This window comes from Paraglaciecola sp. 25GB23A (assembly GCF_040012495.1).
Classification (GTDB): Bacteria; Pseudomonadota; Gammaproteobacteria; order Enterobacterales; family Alteromonadaceae; genus Paraglaciecola.
In genome coordinates this window covers 368,583-387,669 of record NZ_JBDYKM010000003.1, presented here as the reverse complement: position 1 = coordinate 387,669, position 19,087 = coordinate 368,583, and the positions used below count along the sequence as shown (strand labels likewise).

At 42.4% G+C, this 19,087-nt stretch carries 20 protein-coding genes; 13 read left to right on the top strand and 7 right to left on the bottom strand.

Features of this window, described 5'->3' with window-relative positions; all coding sequences use genetic code 11:
* Positions 1 to 54: 54 nt before the first annotated feature.
* Together ABKW31_RS09005 and ABKW31_RS09000 are read left to right on the top strand one after the other, a co-directional pair.
* A complete protein-coding gene (locus ABKW31_RS09005; protein ID WP_348615990.1) occupies positions 55 to 1,107 on the top strand; it encodes an aldo/keto reductase in 1,053 nt (350 codons plus the stop codon).
* 168 nt (positions 1,108 to 1,275) lie between these two features.
* A complete protein-coding gene (locus ABKW31_RS09000; RefSeq protein ID WP_348616039.1) occupies positions 1,276 to 2,046 on the top strand; it encodes a peptidylprolyl isomerase in 771 nt (256 codons plus the stop codon).
* Positions 2,047 to 2,192: 146 nt separating this feature from the next.
* Here the strand turns inward: ABKW31_RS09000 and fusA are convergent, their stop codons facing one another.
* The 5 genes from fusA to ABKW31_RS08975 form a co-directional block, all read right to left on the bottom strand.
* Entirely contained in the window at positions 2,193 to 4,286 is a 2,094-nt protein-coding gene (fusA, locus tag ABKW31_RS08995; RefSeq protein WP_348615989.1) for an elongation factor G, read from the bottom strand.
* 147 nt (positions 4,287 to 4,433) lie between these two features.
* Positions 4,434 to 5,450 (bottom strand): GGDEF domain-containing protein, encoded by a 1,017-nt coding sequence (locus tag ABKW31_RS08990; protein ID WP_348615988.1) that lies wholly within the window; start codon positions 5,448 to 5,450, stop codon positions 4,434 to 4,436.
* A 162-nt stretch (positions 5,451 to 5,612) separates the two neighbouring features.
* The gene (locus ABKW31_RS08985) at positions 5,613 to 8,927 is read right to left on the bottom strand and encodes an amidohydrolase family protein (RefSeq protein ID WP_348615987.1); all 3,315 of its coding nucleotides are present in this window, start codon (positions 8,925 to 8,927) and stop codon (positions 5,613 to 5,615) included.
* A gap of 184 nt (positions 8,928 to 9,111) precedes the next feature.
* A complete protein-coding gene (locus ABKW31_RS08980; RefSeq protein WP_348616038.1) occupies positions 9,112 to 11,262 on the bottom strand; it encodes a GspE/PulE family protein in 2,151 nt (716 codons plus the stop codon).
* 314 nt (positions 11,263 to 11,576) lie between these two features.
* Positions 11,577 to 11,825, bottom strand: a complete 249-nt coding sequence (locus ABKW31_RS08975) for a hypothetical protein (RefSeq protein WP_348615986.1) — start codon at positions 11,823 to 11,825, stop codon at positions 11,577 to 11,579.
* Between the two features lie 313 nt (positions 11,826 to 12,138).
* Here ABKW31_RS08975 and rpsJ point away from each other — a divergent pair, with 313 nt between their 5' ends.
* Genes rpsJ through rpsQ form a run of 11 tightly spaced genes read left to right on the top strand, consistent with a single transcriptional unit; the run spans position 12,139 to position 17,087 of the window.
* The gene (rpsJ, locus tag ABKW31_RS08970; RefSeq protein WP_008845776.1) at positions 12,139 to 12,450 is read left to right on the top strand and encodes a 30S ribosomal protein S10; all 312 of its coding nucleotides are present in this window, start codon (positions 12,139 to 12,141) and stop codon (positions 12,448 to 12,450) included.
* 17 nt (positions 12,451 to 12,467) lie between these two features.
* Positions 12,468 to 13,106 (top strand): 50S ribosomal protein L3, encoded by a 639-nt coding sequence (gene rplC / locus ABKW31_RS08965; protein ID WP_348615985.1) that lies wholly within the window; start codon positions 12,468 to 12,470, stop codon positions 13,104 to 13,106.
* An 18-nt stretch (positions 13,107 to 13,124) separates the two neighbouring features.
* Positions 13,125 to 13,730, top strand: coding sequence for a 50S ribosomal protein L4 (rplD, locus tag ABKW31_RS08960; RefSeq protein WP_348615984.1), 606 nt, complete (start codon positions 13,125 to 13,127; stop codon positions 13,728 to 13,730).
* Entirely contained in the window at positions 13,727 to 14,029 is a 303-nt protein-coding gene (gene rplW / locus ABKW31_RS08955; protein ID WP_348615983.1) for a 50S ribosomal protein L23, read from the top strand. Before rplD ends, rplW begins: the two co-directional genes overlap by 4 nt.
* A 14-nt stretch (positions 14,030 to 14,043) precedes the next feature.
* Entirely contained in the window at positions 14,044 to 14,868 is an 825-nt protein-coding gene (gene rplB, locus ABKW31_RS08950; RefSeq protein ID WP_348615982.1) for a 50S ribosomal protein L2, read from the top strand.
* Between the two features lie 15 nt (positions 14,869 to 14,883).
* Positions 14,884 to 15,159 (top strand): 30S ribosomal protein S19, encoded by a 276-nt coding sequence (gene rpsS, locus ABKW31_RS08945; protein WP_011573392.1) that lies wholly within the window; start codon positions 14,884 to 14,886, stop codon positions 15,157 to 15,159.
* Positions 15,160 to 15,170: 11 nt separating this feature from the next.
* Positions 15,171 to 15,503, top strand: a complete 333-nt coding sequence (gene rplV / locus ABKW31_RS08940; protein ID WP_068376641.1) for a 50S ribosomal protein L22 — start codon at positions 15,171 to 15,173, stop codon at positions 15,501 to 15,503.
* A gap of 9 nt (positions 15,504 to 15,512) precedes the next feature.
* A complete protein-coding gene (gene rpsC / locus ABKW31_RS08935; protein ID WP_348615981.1) occupies positions 15,513 to 16,220 on the top strand; it encodes a 30S ribosomal protein S3 in 708 nt (235 codons plus the stop codon).
* Positions 16,221 to 16,225: 5 nt separating this feature from the next.
* Entirely contained in the window at positions 16,226 to 16,636 is a 411-nt protein-coding gene (gene rplP, locus ABKW31_RS08930) for a 50S ribosomal protein L16 (protein WP_348615980.1), read from the top strand.
* The gene (gene rpmC / locus ABKW31_RS08925; protein WP_348615979.1) at positions 16,636 to 16,827 is read left to right on the top strand and encodes a 50S ribosomal protein L29; all 192 of its coding nucleotides are present in this window, start codon (positions 16,636 to 16,638) and stop codon (positions 16,825 to 16,827) included. Before rplP ends, rpmC begins: the two co-directional genes overlap by 1 nt.
* The gene (rpsQ, locus tag ABKW31_RS08920; RefSeq protein ID WP_348615978.1) at positions 16,827 to 17,087 is read left to right on the top strand and encodes a 30S ribosomal protein S17; all 261 of its coding nucleotides are present in this window, start codon (positions 16,827 to 16,829) and stop codon (positions 17,085 to 17,087) included. Before rpmC ends, rpsQ begins: the two co-directional genes overlap by 1 nt.
* Positions 17,088 to 17,179: 92 nt before the next feature.
* On the opposite strand, the gene ABKW31_RS08915 is transcribed toward rpsQ, so the two are convergent.
* Together ABKW31_RS08915 and ABKW31_RS08910 are read right to left on the bottom strand one after the other, a co-directional pair.
* Positions 17,180 to 17,671, bottom strand: coding sequence for a GAF domain-containing protein (locus tag ABKW31_RS08915; protein ID WP_348615977.1), 492 nt, complete (start codon positions 17,669 to 17,671; stop codon positions 17,180 to 17,182).
* 608 nt (positions 17,672 to 18,279) lie between these two features.
* On the bottom strand, positions 18,280 to 18,831 hold the full coding sequence (locus tag ABKW31_RS08910; RefSeq protein WP_348615976.1) for a YkvA family protein: 552 nt from the start codon (positions 18,829 to 18,831) through the stop codon (positions 18,280 to 18,282).
* Positions 18,832 to 19,087: the final 256 nt, after the last annotated feature.

Here is a 19,087-nt window from a genome sequence, read left to right as displayed (position 1 = left end):
TTATTTTGTTTATCCAAAAGTTAACCAGCAAAGATTAAAAAAGGCAGAGCAACAATGCAATACTCAATATTAGGCTCCAGCAACGAAAAAGTTTCTCGAGTTTGTCTAGGCTCCATGACATGGGGGATTCAAAATACTCAACAAGATGCAAATCAACAAATCGAGTATGCCCTTGATGCCGGTATTAATTTTATTGATACCGCAGAAATGTATCCAGTACCTCCGGCCGAACCCACCTATGGTGGTACAGAAACAATTATTGGTAATTGGATCGCGGCTAATCCACAACGTCGTAAAGAATTTTTACTTGCCACTAAAATTGCTGGTAGTGGTTTTTCGTATTTACGTAATGGTTCAGGTATTAGTGGTGAAACGGTAATTCAGGCTGTCGATGCTTCTCTTAAGCGCTTGCAAACTGACTATATCGATTTATATCAATTACATTGGCCAAACCGAACTACGCCCCATTTTGGTAAGCACTGGCCGGGTCAAATATCTTTCTCAAAAACTGAGACTGCTGATGAAAAGCAGGAAATGTTGGAAATTCTGCAAGCTTTAGAATTGTGCGTTAAAGCGGGCAAGATCCGCCATTGTGGTTTGTCTGATGATACACCTTGGGGCATTAATACATATTTGCAGTTAAGTGAGAAACATAGCCTGCCTAAAATGGTTTCAATTCAAAATGAATTTAGTTTATTGCATAGCAAGGATTGGCCTTATTTAATTGAAAATTGTGCCCGAGAAGAAGTGGCTTACCTTCCTTGGTCACCATTGGCTGGTGGTGCATTAAGTGGCAAATATTTGAATGATCAACGTCCTAAGGGCAGCAGATGGAGCTTTAGCCAGCGCCAAGGTTTGTTTCGCAATACCGCGATGAGCCAACAAGCAATTGCACGCTATGTTGAGCTGGCTGCTGCCCATAATATGACACCATCTCAGCTCGCATTAGTATGGTGTGATCAGGTAGAGGGTGTTACCTCAACTATTATCGGAGCAACAACGATGCCCCAGCTCAAAGAGAATATTGATGCTTTTACAATGTCACTATCGGAGCAGGCTAAAGCAGATATTAATTTGGCACTGAAAGAATTTGCGGTTCCATTTTAGTCAGGGCTGCAGATTTATAATGACTTAGAACGCTGATTGCAAATTGATACAAGTCAGCGCTTTTGTTAGGTGTAAAGTTAAATTAAGCTGCTTCACAAAATTAATTATTATGGCAGGATCATTTTGAATAATACTGATATTAAAGGTTTTTTACCAAAACTAGGGCGAATGCCAAAAGCTCTTTTACTGGGTGTAATGTTATCTTCTACGAGTTATCTCAGTCAGGCTACGGTGGTCGAAATTCGTACCTCGCTAGGCATCGTGCAAGTTAACTTATTTGACAATACTACTCCGCAAACCGTGGCAAATTTCCTCGGCTATGTGAACTCAGGAGCTTATGCGAATAATGTTGTGCACCGTGTTGAGCCCAATTTTGTAGTGCAAGCCGGTGGATTTAGCTACAGCGGTGATTTTCCTTTGGATAATGTTGCGACCGGTACGCCTGTGCAAAATGAGCCGAAGCTTTCAAATGTACGTGGCACTATTGCCATGGCAAAACAGGGCGGCAATATCAATAGTGCAACATCTCAATGGTTTTTCAATTTGTCCAATAATAGTGCGAATCTCGATGTGCAAAATGGCGGATTTACTGTCTTTGGACAAGTGTTAGGTGACGGTATGCAAGTGGTTGATGCTATTGCTGCACTTGACCGATTTAATCTTGGTGGTGCGGCAACGAGCATGCCTTTGCGCAATTATACTGCCACTGATGCAGCCAATAATATAGATGTGACAGATGACAATTTGGTAATCATTTCGGATGTTGTTGTAGTCGATGCTGCTGTGTCAACTCATCCTGAGATAGTGCCAGTTAACAATACTCGAATTAACAACAATGGAGGTGGCGGCTCCAGTTCATCGGGTGGCGGAGGCGGTGCTATGGGCTGGTTGTCGCTCATAGTTTTGCTCCTTGTTGGTCGTAAGGTACGTCGAGCTTAGTTTGCCACTAAGGGCTATATTGGAAGGAGGATTATTCCTCAATTGAAGATGGACCTAGTCCATCTTTTTTTACCTTGAATTTATTAAGCCCATAAAAAACCCCGCACTTGGCGGGGCTCTTAATACAACTTAGTAGTAATGATTAATTACTTTTTAGCTTCAGCTGCTTTGCGTGCTTTGGTATCTGCAATAACTTTCTCAGCAACGTTGTTTGGACAAGGCAGGTAGTGTGAGAACTCCATAGAGAACTGACCACGACCTGAAGTCATAGTACGCAATGTACCGATATAACCAAACATTTCTGCAAGAGGTACATCAGCCTTAATGCGAACACCCGTTACACCAGCTTCTTGATCTTTGATCATACCGCGACGACGGTTTAAGTCACCAATTACGTCACCAACGTGATCGTCAGGAGAGAACACATCTACTTTCATGATGGGTTCAATTAACTGAGGACCAGATTTAGGAATCGATTGACGGAATGCGCCTTTTGCAGCAATTTCAAAGGCAATCGCAGATGAATCGACAGCGTGGAAACCACCGTCTAACAATTCAACTTCAACGTCTAGCACGGGGAATCCAGCTAATACGCCTTTGTCCATCATGCTTTTGAAACCTTTTTCAATGGCTGGGAAGAATTCTTTTGGAACGTTACCGCCCACAACAGAAGACTTAAACGCAAAACCAGTGTTAGCTTCACCAGGACGAATTTTATAATCAATTTTACCGTATTGACCAGAACCACCAGATTGTTTCTTATGGGTATAAGAATCTTCAACTTCTTTGGTGATGGTTTCGCGGTAAGCAACTTGTGGCTCACCCACAATCAAATCAACACCGTAAGTACGTTTCAAGATGTCAACTTTGATGTCTAAGTGTAATTCACCCATGCCTTTTAGGATGGTTTCACCAGAGTCAATGTCGGTTTCAACACGGAAAGTAGGATCTTCTGCAACCATTTTACCAATAGCAACACCCATTTTCTCAGAACCACCTTTATCTTTTGGTGTAACTGATATAGATATTACTGGCTCTGGGAAGACCATCGCTTCTAAGGTACATGGATGCTTAGGATCACAAAGAGTATGACCAGTTTTGACGTTTTTCATGCCCACGATAGCAATAATATCACCAGCAGTAGCTGAGCTGATCTCAAGACGTTCGTTTGCTTGCATCTCAACCATACGGCCAATACGTTCTGTTTTTCCGGTGAATGAGTTCAGTATGCTGTCACCCTTGTTCAATTTACCAGAGTAAACACGAACAAATGTTAAAGCGCCAAAACGGTCATCCATGATTTTAAACGCTAAAGCACGGAAAGGCTCAGCAGCATCAACCTTAGCAAACGTACCGATGGGGTTACCTTCTTCATCGGTTAGTGGCTGTGGGTTAACTTCGTTTGGCGCAGGCAAGTAATCAACTACTGCATCAAGTACGTTCTGGACACCTTTGTTTTTGAAAGCTGAACCACATAAAGTGGGGAAGAAGACCAGATCACGCGTACCCTTACGGATACAATATTTAAGTTGCTCAATAGAAGGCTCTTCACCGTCCATATAAGACATCATGATATCGTCGTCTTGGTCAACAACTGTTTCAATCAGTAGTTCACGGTATTCTTCAACCTTGTCTACCATGTCGGCAGGTACGTCAGTTACAGTGTAGTTTTCTGGTAAACCAGTGTCATCCCATATATAGGCTTGACGGGTTAATACATCTACAACACCGACAAAATTTTCTTCGATGCCGATTGGTAGTGTCATAACCAATGGGGTGGCCCCCAATACTTTCTTGATTTGACCACAAACACGGTAGAAGTCAGCACCCATACGGTCTAATTTGTTGACGAAGATAACCCGTGCAACTTTAGAATCGTTAGCATAGCGCCAGTTGGTTTCTGATTGCGGTTCAACACCACCAGAACCACAGAATACGCCGATACCGCCATCGAGTACTTTTAATGAACGGTAAACTTCAACTGTGAAGTCAACGTGTCCAGGAGTATCGATAACGTTGAAACGGTGATCTTTCCAAAAACAGCTTACGGCTGCTGACTGGATAGTAATACCGCGCTCAGCTTCCTGCTCCATGAAGTCAGTGGTTGATTCTCCATCATGCACTTCACCAGTTTTATGGATTCTGCCAGTTAATTTTAAGATACGTTCAGTAGTGGTAGTTTTACCCGCGTCAACGTGGGCGAAAATACCGATGTTTCTGTATAGGGATAAGTCTGTCATTGTTTCAACTTCGGTCTGAGTAAAAATTGCGCGGGATTATACAAGATATTTTCCGCGCTTGCTGATTTCTTTTTGCTGAAATATCAATAAATTGCCGACATAGGTGCAAAAAGAGGGATTTTTTGTGGGAAAAACTAAGTGATTTGACTATAACATCGGCATTACTCGATTACGACCTAGGTGTTTCGCTTCGTAGAGTTGTTTGTCAGCAGATTCGACTAATGCTAAGGGATTCATGCCTTTTTTTAATTCTGCTATACCAAAAGACGCACTTATATCACCGAGGATTTCACCGTTTCTTTTATCTTTTACGGCTATCTTTTCAATGGCGCGGCGCATTGTTTCAGCCAAACCGCGGGCTTTAGAAAAATTCGAATTAGGCACAATAATAGCAAACTCTTCGCCACCAAATCGAAAGGCTTGGGCTCCATCTCGGCATGCGGCTTGCAATTTTTTGGCGGTAGCTTTGAGTACTAAGTCACCCATTATATGCCCATAATTATCATTGATCTTTTTGAAATGGTCTAAATCTACAATGATTAAAAATAAATTAGGTCGGACAGCATGGCTGGCCAACTCTTCATCAAAATAACGTCTGTTACTTAGTCCCGTCAGAGCATCATATAAGGCTTCTTGCTGACTTTGTTCTAACTGTGAGCGTAGCGCGGTAATTTCAACTTGTGCATCTGATAGGGCTGAATTAAAACTCATGGTGCTGCGTCTGATCTTCTGTGTTTCTTTAACAAGATTACGTACTAGGGTCATTACTTCTTCTATGGATAAGCCTTCTTTTTCAACTTTTGTGAGGTTATCAACGCAACTGTCCATGGTAGTTTTAAAACTAGTAGTTTCACTGTGAGTGTCGTTAATAGATTGGGTTAATTCTATTAGCATGGCCTCAAGTGATTGCCGCAACTCCCAGGCTTTTACTTCTTGGTTTTCTGACAAGTATTGGCGGTAAAGTTCTTTAGTCTTCGCTTCAGATAATGGCCTGTCTTGTTGCAGTGCATCATCTAAGGCAAGCTTAAGTTCAGGTGATTCGTTAGAAACATAGGTATACCAAAGCGCATAATTTAGTGGCAATGCCGGCACCTTATGTTTTATTAACAAAGGGATTGTTTGCTTTAAATGGCTAAAAGAGATTTCAAAATCTTTATCTGACATAAAGTAACTGCTCACTCGAGTATAAAAGCGCTTTTGAGTAGATTAAGTCTAGACTGCAAACTCACAGGATTAAACCGTTGTTGTATTGTAACTTAAAAAGGGTTCAGTAAACTGAAAAGTAGTAGGCGCTTATGTGCCCACTACTTTTGTCATCATAGACGGTTAATGCACCCAATGGTGTTTTTGTGCTTTAGCTTCGACTGCTTCAGCCGTTTCTTTGGGCATATACACATTATTATTGTGCTCAAAAAAGAAAGGTTGACGTTGATGTTTGCTGCCAACTTCGTTCATTGTAGCCGACTCATAGATACGGCCATTTAATACGGTGTATTCAACATATTCACTGCGCCTAACATCCTCTAATACATTTGCATCGGTAATAAATAGGTCTGCCAACTTTCCTTCTTCGATACTACCGATTTGTTTATCCATACCCAAGTGTGTTGCACCATCGATTGTGGCTGCACGCAACGCTTCCCAGGGGGTAAAACCACCTTGTGTCATTAGTTGTAGTTCCCAATGAGCTGCTAGGCCCTCGCGTTGGCCATGGGCACCGATGTGAACACTGACGCCTTTGTCGCGCAGTGCCTTGGCATAACGCGCCACGTTAGGATGGTTGTATTGTTGATCAGGAGCAGTAGGGCGAACAATGGCCCGTTCATCTAATAAAAAACTTGGGGTATAACGCAGTAGTCGGGGATTAAGCCATACTTCGTTACGGTCATAAATATATTCTTCGCCCATCATTCCACCATAAGAAACCACAAAGGTGGGGGTGTACCCAAATTTAGTGGCCGCCCATAAAGTACTCAAATCGTTGTAGCCGGTAGCAATAGGTAAAGAGTGCTCTAGTCCTGTATGGCCGTCGACCAACATCGTTATATTCTGTTGATATTTGCCGCCACCTTCGGGCACAACCATCATGCCGATTTCTTTAGCTGCCGCTAAGATTTGTTGTCGCTGCGAGCGAGCGGGTTGGTTGTAGCTTTTAACTGAAATAGCGCCGGTGTCTTTAAGGCGTTGCACATGATAAAGCGCATCTTCATAACTGTTGATTATAGCCTTGTAGCCGTAGGCTTCGGCACCGTATAAAATAGTGCCCGTTGAGAAAATTCGCGGTGCAACTATTTTGCCGGCTTTTTGTAATTCAGCGGCAGAAAATATTTCAGTGGTATCGTTTGAAGGGTCATGAATTGTAGTTACACCAAACGATACGTTTGAATACATCGCCCAGTTTTGCTGCGGGATAATTTCATTGCTACCTTGGGCACCATGCGCATGCGTGTCAACCATACCTGGAAGTACCGTTTTGCCTTTAGCATCAATAACAAGAGCACCTTTGGGAATGCTTATCTCGCCCGATTTTCCTACCTTTATAATTCGGTTGTCTTTAATTAATACCACTCCGTTTTCAATGACTTCTTGCTCATTGTTGGCATTGCGCATAGTGACAATGTTGCCACCAATAATGGCCTTGTAACCTGAGGGTTTATCGCTCGTTTGTGCAAAGGAAACGCTCATACCCTCACTGACTGGTTCTGGTAAAGAGTCTGGTGCACCGGCAATAAAGTCAAAGGCGTCTTTAAGTTCCCTTTCGTAATACATCGCAGCGTGATACCAACTAACGGCTTGACTATCTGCCCGCCAATTTAGGTATTCACCCGCATGGCTCGACAATTGTTTTACTGGAAACGCGGTTGATTTAGGGCCAATACTGACTCTTTTGCCGGTATCGACAAAAGGAGCAACATAGGCGTTATACTGGTTGACAAAGGCGACCCACTTTTTGTCATGAGAAAGACGATATTCAGATACATTATCAGCACCATATAAGTGTTCTCGTTTGTCCTCTCCATTAAGATCAACACTAATCAGCTGTGTTTCTGGATAATCACTGCCTGATACTGATGTCGTTAAAAATACACGGCTATTGTCGCCAGCAAAGTGCGGAGCCCAGCCTGAGTGACTTACTCGGGTGTTTTTCTGCGAGGCTAAATCTAGTACATAAATGCCCGGCTCGACCGAATAATCAGGGCTGAGTAAATATCCTCCTGTGACTTTTTGATAAGTGATGAGTTTTCCATCAGTAGAAAAACTTGGTTCAATATAGTGACCGGGAGCAGAGCTAACAATTTTATCGTTGCGACCTGAAGCACTGATAATGTGAATTGCGCCTAATTTTTGATCATTCCAACTGGTGTAAACAATACTTTTTCCGTCGTTTGAAAAGCGAGGATAGAGTTCATCATACTCATTTTGTTTGGTCAGACGGGCAATTTTTCCAGACTTAATATCTTTACTGTATAGTTTACCTAAAGCCTGAAATAACAATGTACTGCCGTCAGGGGAACGCTGTGTCCAGCGTGCCATTTTGATATTGAAGGTATCAGGGGCTACATCCACTTCAAAACGTAAGGCGTCAGCATATTGTAGTTCAGCATTGATTTTGACATTTATGTCTTGAATTTCACCACTTTTTAAATTGAGTTGATGAAACTTGCCTGCTGTCCAAAATACGATGTTTTTTGAGTCGGGTGTCCAGTCAAAGTAAGCAAAATAGCCTTCAGAGCCAAAACCTTCCTGCATATCTCTTTCAAGCTCAAAGTACAGCGGTGTCTCGATGCCAGTAGAGAGCTCTTTAACAAACAAGACAGTTTTTTCTTTTACACGCCGAATAAACGCAAGGTGTTTACCATCGGGCGAAGGCGTGGGCACTACAGCACCCCCTGTGCCACTGACATACGTCTCTTCTTCCCCATTGGCTAATTCATAACGAGTAATGGCAAAAATACCCTTGAGTGGATCGCGATTATAACTGAAGGTACTTCCGCCACTGACATCTTGGGTGAAATATAAGAATTTTCCGTCTGCCGAAAAGGCCGGGTCTGCGATGTTTTTTTGGTCTTTTTTGCCATTAACCCGTTCTTTCAAAGCTAAACCGTCACCGCCGCTTTTATGGTAAAGCCATATCTCGCCTGCGGGTATACTGCGTGAGGACATGATGCCTTTTGTCACTGCGATATATTCACCATCAGGACGCCACTTCGGAGAGTGGATTAGATTGTTTTTTTCAGTACTAAGTTGTTTAAGGTTACTGCCATCTCGGTCCATGACCCACAAATTTGAGATACCGCCACGGTCTGATATAAAAGCGATATGTTTACCATCGGGACTCACCGCTGGATGGATATTCCACGCAAAATCTTGGGTTAATGCTTTAGCTTGGCCACCCGATAGAGGCACTTCGTATAAATCACCTAACATATCAAACACCATAGTCTTACCATCTGGTGTGATGTCGAGACTTGACCAAGTTGTTTCATCTGTTTCTATGGCGAGTTTATGCAGTGGGAAAGAAGGGTTGAGTATGTCCCACTTCGGTTTTTCCGAGGCATCTTCAGCATTAACAGCAAGTCCACAACTTAATAAAGTGCAGGCTGTCACTATGTGCAGCAATTTGTTATTGATTAATCTCATAAATTTTCCTGTCATTTTATTTTTATATTTTTAAAAAAATGTAACTCAAGCACTTTACTGGATTAGTTTGACTCAATCGAGAGTGTGGTAATAAGTCAAAAATATTTGTGAAAATTTAGCAAGAGCAAACATTCTAAAGTGAGCGTTTGTTCTTGCTAAGTAATAAAAGTTTTATAAATACAGCTTAAGATATACCGCTGATTATCTGCACTTGGGCAATATCGGTATCGCCCTTAAGTACTTTCAGTATGCCGTCCTGAGTCAGGGTGCGCATACCGTCTTTCATGGCTTGTGCTTTCATTTCATGAACAGACGCTTCTTTATATACCAGGGAGCGCAGTTCTGCTGTCATGGCCAATAATTCATGGACGCCTGTGCGTCCGCGATAACCGGTATTGCCACATTCGTCACACCCTTTTCCTCGGGTCAGCATTATGGTTTCAGGTAAATTTAACTCGGCAATATAAGCTTCGCCGTATTGGCGTTTTATAAAGGCAGTATCAACTTCACTGGCTGGATATTTCTCTTTACAGTTAGGGCAGATGGTTCGTACCAAACGTTGTGCCAGAATCCCCACACAAGCATCAGAAAAGTTGACCGGATCGAGCCCTAAGTCTAACAAACGGGTAATCGTTTCAGGAGCAGAGTTAGTGTGCAGAGTCGAAAACACTAAGTGACCCGTTAATGAAGCTTCGATACCGGCATGGGCTGTTTCTTTATCACGCATTTCACCGATGAGAATGATATCAGGGTCGGCCCGCAAAAAAGCGCGTAGTGCATTGGCAAACGTAAAACCAATCTTAGGGCTAACTTGCACCTGTTGTAAGCCCGCTTGGGTAATTTCAACCGGATCCTCAGCAGTCCAAATTTTCTTTTCTGGTGTATTAATATGACCCAATATGGCATGCAAAGTGGTGGTTTTACCCGAACCGGTTGGCCCTACAACTAATAAGATCCCATGTGGCTTTTTAACCATCGTTTCGATAGTGGCATAATTGTTGGGTGATAGGTTCATCTTGCCAATTGGTAAAGCCCCACCTGATGCAAGGATACGCATGACGACGCCTTCACCTGCAACGGTAGGTATTGTTGCTACCCTGACTTCAATTAGTTGTCCACTCATTCGAAAGGATAATTTTCCATCTTGCGGTACTCGTTTCTCGGCGATGTTCAAATTAGACATGATTTTAATACGGGCAATCACAGCACTGTGATGCGAAGCCGGTACTTGAGTGATGTCGCGACATACGCCATCAATACGCATTCTTACCCGTGTAGGAGCGTTTTTTTCAGGGTCAACGTGAATGTCTGAGGCATTAAGTCGTTTAGCGTCGTGTAATACTCGACTAACAAGACGCACCACGGCTGGTGCATCATCGGACATTTCATCGGTACTTTCATCCAACTCATCAGCGCTACCGCTGATCTCGTCAAGTATCTCATCCATGGCGCCAGGGCCAGCACCACCGACGGCTTCACCCAAATACTGCAGCACGACGTTAGGCAAACTGACCGATATTTCATAACTGTCGATACCGAGTGCACTTTCAATCTCCATAAGTAAGCCGGCATTGTTAGGTTCAGCCATCAAAACAATCGGATTTTCTGCAACGTCAGCTAATACGGCGACAAAATTACGTTTGAGATAAGACAGATTTAGTCGGCTCTCACTTTGAAACATATGATACTTGTCGGGTAAATAAGGTAAAAATGGCACTTGAAAATGCACCGATAAAGCGTTGCCTAATTCTTCATCAGGAATGCGATATTCTGATGTGAGACGTTGCACTAATTGGCGGTTATCGTTACTTCCTTCGGTAATTTTAGCTAATTGGTCCTCGGTGATGAGATTGCGATGCACCAAATAATCAAATGGTTTACTGGTACCACCTAACTCGTAACGAAATTTTTTGCCCATAATATCAGCGACATCATTGGCAAGATCGAGATCTGATTGAGCAAATACACCTTCTTTCTTATTAATAATCTGCATGACACCCATTAATACACCAGAATCTAGTATGGGCACACAGATTACATTGCGTGTTTTAAAGGTTGAATTTTTATCAAAGCGATCGGCAAATTTAAGACGCTGGTGGATGGCGGCCAACTCTTCCTTATTATACGGATCACTAATAAGTAAGGAGCTTTGACTCAGTGCTACATAACCCGCAATGGATAATGGACTAATGGGCACTTTGATTTCTTTCGTTTCTCTACCGGTTTTAAACCTTGCGACTAAATCCTGATGTTGACGACGACGCTGAAAGATACTCATACGCTCTGCATCAAATAGCTCAAGAATAAATGGCTCAAGTTTACCGTAGGCATCCATTAGAGAGGGGTGGGCAGCCAACAGATGGTGAATATGTTTCAGTTTATCTTGGTGAATGTCAGAGTTGCTCATCGTTATTTTTATTTTTCAATCTTATTACAATTCAAGAGGCTACTATAACGTAGCACCTATCTTAGGCAAATAGCTTTTACTATCTATAAGTATAAGGAGGTCATGATCACTGTCGTTAAAGCATGAGTATTATCTAATCTGTTGTGGTTTTTATGGTTGCCAAACGTAAAATGAAAATTAGACAACAGAGCAAAAACTTTTTAGTGCCTTGACATGGAGTCATTGTTGTAACGCGGGGGAGTTTAACGTCTGGCCTTTTGTCTGGCTGCTTGCTTTATTTCTCGATTAACTAGCATAAAGGTAATCACCATTTTAGTTGGTATCGATAAAATCATACCAACAGCGACACAAGCTGCACTGATAATAATGCCATTGACGCCCATTGACTCTATAGTTGCATTGTACAAATGTAAGTATATGCCCAATAGAATAAGAGTTATGCCAATGAGCATTAAAATTTTTAGCAACAACACAAGATTTTTGTCCAACATGGAATTGAGCCTTACAGTGCTTTATTCTTGACGATAAACATACACTGATCCGGACCCTTGGGACTTGACCTACATCATAAACAGAAACATTGAATGTTTTTGTTAGTTTGTAGTTGCATCTTATGACAACGCATGTATAATTCGCGCCCACTTGTTCTGATGAACAGTGATTTTGACCGAAGGCTTCGGCTAGAGTGTCAATCTTAACTACAAGACCCCAATTGGGGGTCAGCGGTAAACACACACATCCCCCACCCAATAGTTAGGTGGTTGAGGATGATTTTATTTTGTTCTTTCGATTGGAGCTTAATCGATGCCAAATCAAAGAATTCGTATTCGTTTGAAAGCGTTTGATCATAAATTGATCGATCAGTCTACGGCTGAAATCGTTGAAACTGCGAAGCGTACAGGTGCTCAGGTTAGCGGACCCATTCCACTACCTACTCGTAAAGAGCGCTACACAGTGTTGGTTTCTCCTCACGTAAATAAAGATGCACGTGATCAGTATGAAATCCGCACACACAAGCGTTTGGTAGATATCATTGAACCTACTGATAAAACAGTAGACGCGTTGATGAGATTGGACTTGGCTGCTGGTGTTGATGTTCAAATCAGCCTGGGCTAACAAGAGAGGGTTTTAACATGGCGATTGGTCTTATCGGTCGTAAAGTAGGTATGACTCGCATCTTCACTGAAGATGGCGTTTCTATCCCTGTGACTGTTATTGAAGCAACTCCTAATCGTGTGACTCAGTTACGTACTGAAGAAACTGACGGTTATAAAGCGCTTCAAGTAACTGCTGGCGACAAAAAAGCTAGCCGCGTTAACAAAGCTCAAGCAGGTCATTTTGCTAAAGCAGGCGTTGATGCTGGTCGCGGTTTGTGGGAATTCCGTTTAGACGCTAATGAAGGCGAAGGCATAGTAGTAGGCAGTGAATTAACTGTTGAAATGTTTGCTGAAACTAAATTAGTCGATGTAGCGGGAACCTCAAAAGGTAAAGGTTTTGCTGGTGTTATTAAACGCTGGAATTTCAGTCATCAACGTAACTCACACGGTAACTCTTTATCTCACCGTGCACCTGGTTCAATTGGTCAAAACCAAAGCCCAGGTAAAGTTTTCAAAGGCAAAAAAATGGCCGGTCAGCTTGGTAACAAGCGAATCACTGTTCAGTCTTTGGATGTAGTGCGTGTTGATTTAGAGAACAACCTTTTATTAGTAAAAGGTAACGTTCCTGGAGCTCCGGGTGGCGATGTCATCATTAAAGCTGCAGTTAAAGCGTAACGTCTGGGGAGTGAAGTGATGGAATTAGTATTGAAAGATGCGCAAAGCGCTCTTGAAGTATCCGAAGCAACCTTTGGACGTGAATTTAACGAAGCACTAGTACATCAAGTAGTAGTTGCCTTCGGTGCCGGTGCCCGTCAGGGTTCTAGAGCACAAAAAACACGCTCTGAAGTTCGTGGTGGTGGTAAGAAGCCATGGAAACAAAAAGGTTCTGGTCGTGCCCGTGCAGGTACTATCCGTAGTCCTATCTGGCGTTCTGGCGGCGTAACATTTGCTGCTAAGCCACAGGATCACAGCCAAAAAGTTAACAGAAAGATGTACCGTGGGGCGATTCAAAGCATCCTATCTGAATTGGTACGTCAAGACCGTTTAATCGTGGTCGAAGAGTTTTCAGTTGAGACTCCTAAAACGAAAGAATTACTTTCTAAATTAGCTGCTCTTGAATTGAAAGATGTGCTTATTGTTACATCAGAAGTTGATGAGAATTTATTCTTGTCTGCGCGCAACTTGTACAAAGTTGACGTACGTGATGTTCAAGGCATTGACCCAGTAAGTCTTATCGCATTTGAGAAAGTATTGATGACTGCAGCAGCAGTGAAGCAATTAGAGGAGGCGTTAGCATGATTAATGAAGAGCGTCTACTTAAGGTGTTATTAGCACCACATGTTTCTGAAAAAGCAACGCTAGCCGCTGAAAAGAACAACACTGTTGTACTTAAAGTAGCCAAAGATTCGAACAAAGAAGAAATCAAGCAAGCAGTTGAGAAAATGTTTGAAGTTGAAGTCGACTCAGTTCGTACACTAAACGTTAAGGGAAAAACTAAACGTCATGGTGCATCTTTTGGTAAGCGTAAAGACTGGAAAAAAGCCTACGTCGTGCTTAAAGAAGGTCAAGACATCGACTTCAGTGGCGGCGCAGAGTAAGAAGGGGATTAGATATGCCATTATTGAAAGCTAAACCGACTTCTCCTGGTCGTCGTCACGTAGTTCAGGTAACCAACCCTGACCTACATAAAGGTGCTCCTTATGCGCCTTTATTAGAAAAAAACAGCAAGTCTGGTGGTCGTAACAACAATGGTCGCATTACCGTGCGTCACATTGGTGGTGGCCATAAGCAGCATTATCGTATAGTCGATTTTAAACGTACCAAAGATGGCATTCCTGCTGTAGTTGAGCGTTTAGAATATGATCCAAACCGTTCTGCTAACATCGCTTTGGTGTTATATGCAGATGGTGAGCGTCGTTATGTACTAGCCCATAAAGGTGCTAAAGCAGGTGATCAGATTCAATCTGGTCCAGACGCTGCGATTAAAGCAGGTAATACTTTACCAATGCGTAACATGCCAGTGGGTACTACGGTACACGCCATTGAAATGAAGCCTGGTAAAGGTGCACAAATTGCTCGTTCAGCAGGTACTTACGCACAGATCCTAGCGCGTGCCGAAGGTTATATAACTCTTCGTTTACGTTCTGGTGAAGTTCGCCGAGTATTGGCAGATTGCCGTGCCACCGTTGGTGAAATCGGTAATGCAGAACATATGCTACGTTCACTTGGTAAAGCAGGTGCAACTCGTTGGCGCGGTGTTCGCCCAACAGTTCGCGGTGTTGCCATGAACCCTGTAGATCACCCACATGGTGGTGGTGAAGGTCGTACCTCTGGTGGCCGTCATCCCGTTACACCTTGGGGTATTCCTACTAAGGGTAAGAAAACACGTAGTAACAAGCGTACCGATAAACTTATCGTACGTCGTCGTAATAAGTAATAGCGAGGATTCACCATGCCACGTTCTCTCAAGAAGGGTCCTTTCATAGACCTACACTTGTTGAAGAAGGTTGAGGCTGCAGTGGAAAAGAACGACAAGAAACCAATTAAGACTTGGTCTCGTCGTTCTATGATCATCCCAGATATGATTGGGTTGACCATTGCGGTCCATAACGGTCGCCAACATGTTCCAGTATTCGTCTCTGACGAAATGGTCGGCCATAAGTTGGGCGAATTTGCGCCAACGCGTACTTACCGCGGCCATGTCGCGGATAAGAAAGCCAAGAGATAAGGGAGATAAAAATGCAAGCTTTAGCTAAACATTGTCACGCCCGCACTTCGGCTCAAAAAGCACGTTTGGTAGCAGATCAAATTCGTGGTTTACACGTTGAAAAGGCTCTTGAACTTTTGACTTATAGTCCGAAGAAAGGCGCCGATCTAATCAAAAAAGTATTAGAGTCAGCGATTGCGAACGCCGAACATAACGAAGGTGCAGACATCGATGAATTGACTGTCTCACAAATCTTCGTTGACGAAGGTCCAACTATGAAGCGTATTAAGCCAAGAGCCAAAGGCCGTGCTGATCGTATATTTAAGCGTAGCAGTCACATCACTGTTGTTGTGTCTGATAACTAGGAGAAGATAATGGGACAGAAGGTACATCCTACAGGTATACGCCTGGGTATCAGCAAACCATGGACATCTACCTGGTACGCTAATACTGCAGATTATGCAAATAACCTTTTTAACGATCATCAGGTACGTCAGTATCTGACTAAAGCATTGAAAAGTGCTTCATTGTCTAAAATTATTATCGAGCGTCCAGCTAAAGCGATCCGTGTGACTATTCATACAGCTCGCCCAGGTGTGGTTATCGGTAAAAAAGGTGAAGACGTTGAAAAGATCCGTAAGCATGTTTCTAAGTTAGCTGGTGTGCCAGCTCAGATTAACATCGCGGAAGTGCGTAAGCCTGAACTAGATGGCCAACTCGTTGCTGATAGCATCGCAAGCCAACTAGAACGGCGTGTTATGTTCCGTCGTGCTATGAAGCGCGCGGTACAGAACGCAATGCGAATTGGAGCCAAAGGTATCAAAGTTGAAGTAAGCGGTCGTTTAGGCGGCGCTGAAATTGCACGTACTGAATGGTATCGTGAAGGTCGTGTTCCATTACACACTTTCCGTGCTGATATCGATTATGCAACGTCAGAAGCTTTAACTACTTACGGTATCATTGGCGTAAAAGTATGGATCTTTAAAGGTGAAGTATTGGGCGGATTGCCTCTTACTCATGAGCAGCCAGCTGCTGCCCCTGCACCTAAGAAGAAACCTCGTACTGCTAAGCGTGAGGGCTAATAATTATGTTACAACCTAAACGTATGAAGTTCCGTAAAATGCATAAGGGTCGTAACCGTGGTTTAGCCACTGGTTGCAACGTAAGTTTCGGTACTTACGCCCTTAAGGCAGTTGGCCGCGGTCGTATGACTGCTCGCCAAATCGAATCGGCTCGTCGAGCCATGACTCGTGCTGTTAAACGTCAAGGTAAAATCTGGATTCGGGTTTTCCCTGACAAGCCAATTACTCAGAAGCCTCTAGAAGTGCGTCAAGGTAAAGGTAAAGGTAGCGTTGAGTACTGGGTATGCCAAATTCAACCAGGTCGTGTGTTATATGAAATGGACGGTGTTCCAGAGTCATTGGCTCGCGAAGCATTTGAATTAGCAGCGTCGAAACTGCCGTTTAAAACCACCTTTGTAACTCGGACGGTGATGTAATGAAAGCGACAGAACTGAAAGAAAAAAGCGTAGAAGAATTAAACGTTGAACTATTAAGTTTGTTACGTGAACAATTCAACTTGCGTATGCAAGCGAGCACAGGTCAGCTTGAAAAAACTGACGGTCTTCGTAAAGTGCGTCGCAGTATTGCGCGTGTTAAAACTATTCTGACTGAAAAGGCTGATGCGTAATGACTGAACAAAGTGTTCGTACAGTACAAGGCCGTGTTAGCAGCAACAAGATGGATAAATCTATTACTGTTGTAGTAGAACGTAAAGTGAAACACCCTATTTATGGTAAGTTCATTAAACGTACTACTAAGCTACACGCTCATGACGAAACTAACCAATGTAACGAAGGCGATGTAGTCACAATACGTGAGTGCCGTCCTTTGTCTAAGTCTAAAAACTGGACTTTGGTAGCAATCGTAACTAAAGCTGTTCAGCTTTAGTTAAAAATAAATTAAAAGGCGCTGTTCGTAAGAACAGCGCCTTTTTTTTATCAAAAAAGTTGACCATCAGCCATATCGAGTGGTTTGGGTGTTCAATCCTGTTCAAAAAAAATAGCGGTAATATTGGCAATTCGTCGCAAAGTGACTACATCAGACTCTAGCCATTGATTTTTTTTGCCAATCGCTTCGCAACAAATGACACCCATAGGTCTATTGTCTTTGATCAATACATAATCAAGTAATGATTGAATATCATTGGGTATAAAATAACTATCATTGAAACAACGAGTGGAGGGGTGGTTTCGCGCGTCCGACGCAACTAGAACCTGCTGAGCTAAAATCGCGTCAAAATAGTCTGGATAATTGGTTTTTGCTAATATTTGACCGCTTGAAAACACATTATTTTTTTGTTCCAAACACATCAAACACTCAATTTGCGTTAAACTTTCGTTAAAAGCCCACAAGCTCACTCTGTTAGTAAATGAGATGACCTCCATGGTCTTTGTGCAAATATGTTGTCGCTTATATTGCAGAGATCTTGCAGGATTGCTAATAGCTATGACCAAATCTGTTATAGATTCCATACTTTCCTCCCCCTAGCTAGATTCTCTATCAATATTAATCAATTAAGCGAAACAGAATAGATGACTTTTTTGAGGATTACAAAAGTTACCTTTAGATTAAATTACAATAAAAAACAATTAGTTAAAATGTCCCAACTCTTCAAACAACAAAGCTACTAAGTCGCTTTGTATCGTTTTGCTGAAACACATAATCGCAACGATCTATTTTACGATCAGTAATTGTTTGTGGATCAATCTAAGATCTTTTGGCCAGAGGTTTACTAAAACCATCATCGTCAACAATATTGGGGTGAGAGACATCAAGTCTCAATCTATTTTGCATATCAAAGCCATACGCTCACTGAGTCACTTAATTCCTGCTCACCTCTTATCTGCAACGATCGTTTTCAATACCTTAGACAGTGCGTTGATATAGTGTTGGATTATCAAATTTGCATTTGCACATAAAAATGTAAAAACGCGCCACAAAAGAGTAGCGCCTTAATTATTGAGAGCAAATATAGAATTGCCGTGTTTTTAACTTAACATTTTCGCTAACGACTCATAAAAGAGAGAGCTCATATCTTATCAAGTTAGAATATAAGTGCTTACGAAATACTCTTTAGGCTTTACATAATTCTCGAAAAGAGTCTTCTGCCGCTACTACCTGGTCGATTGCGACGCATATTTGAGCGAAATGCTGCACGTGTAGACGCTAACCAACTTTCACGATTAACGTGAGCTTCACTACCCCGACGTTTTTCTTCGGTTGAGCGGAATCCACAGAATTGTCTATAAGCGTCTAAATCTTGTGATAAATCTTGAATAACCAGTTCTATCATAATGGCGTCATCAACATAACCTAGTCCAGGGATTTCATCTGGAATAAGATCGTGAGGTTCACTAAAGTAAGCCAGAGAGGTGAGAATTTCAGCTTTTTCGTCATCCGGCATTTGCCACTCTGGATCTTCCAGCGCTGCAATCAAGGTTTCTAAAGACTGCATGCGTGTTTTGACAAAATCAGGTAGGGCTGCATTTTCCATCGCCGCAGTAACCGCCCTTGCTTTGGTCAACACCTCTTCTTGTGTGTACTTGCTAGTCTTTTCTATAGCCGTATTCATCATCTTTCTAAAGTGTTCTAGGTCGCTATCAGTAAGTTCAAAAGTAATTTGGATTGACATCTTAATTTTCCTTTTTAATTTTAGTCGGTAATAACATAGTGAAGCGCAATTACTCTGTCAACAAATAGCGGAATGTCTGGCTTCAGTATCTGAAAAAACTTAACTTATAGCGTTTAGGTCGGTCTTGCATGCTGTAAAAGCAAGAATGGGGCAAGGTATTTCAGCATCATATTTGAAGCAAACCAGTAGCAAATATTCGCCAAACTATTGAACTTGCTAAAGACTCAGTTAAATTCTTTAAATACAGTATACGATG